The 326-nt window shown below is 54.6% G+C and carries 1 protein-coding gene; it reads left to right on the top strand.

Going from position 1 to position 326, the window contains the following annotated elements; translation table 11 throughout:
- Positions 1–326, top strand: a 326-nt coding sequence (locus L2I46_RS29410; protein ID WP_236948424.1) for an IS5 family transposase, incomplete at both ends; no start/stop codon positions are given.

The raw sequence follows: 326 nt of genomic DNA, 5'->3' as shown, positions 1-326 counted from the left end.
GGCAGACCTCAGCGCTATTCTGACCTTGCCATCACGACTGTGCTGGTCATTAAACGCGTATTCAGGCTGACCCTGCGCGCTGCGCAGGGCTTTATTGATTCCATTTTTTCTCTGATGAACGTTCCGCTACGCTGCCCGGATTACAGCTGTGTCAGCAGGCGGGCAAAGTCGGTTAATGTCAGTTTCAAAACGCCCACCCGGGGTGAAATCGCACACCTGGTAATTGATTCCACCGGGCTGAAGGTCTTCGGTGAAGGCGAGTGGAAAGTCAAAAAGCATGGCCAGGAACGCCGCCGTATCTGGCGTAAGCTGCATCTCGCCGTTGA

It is taken from the genome of Klebsiella sp. 2019SCSN059 (genome assembly GCF_021739525.1).
In the GTDB taxonomy this organism is placed as follows: Bacteria; Pseudomonadota; Gammaproteobacteria; order Enterobacterales; family Enterobacteriaceae; genus Klebsiella; species Klebsiella quasipneumoniae.
This window is presented reverse-complemented; position numbering and strand designations above follow the sequence as displayed.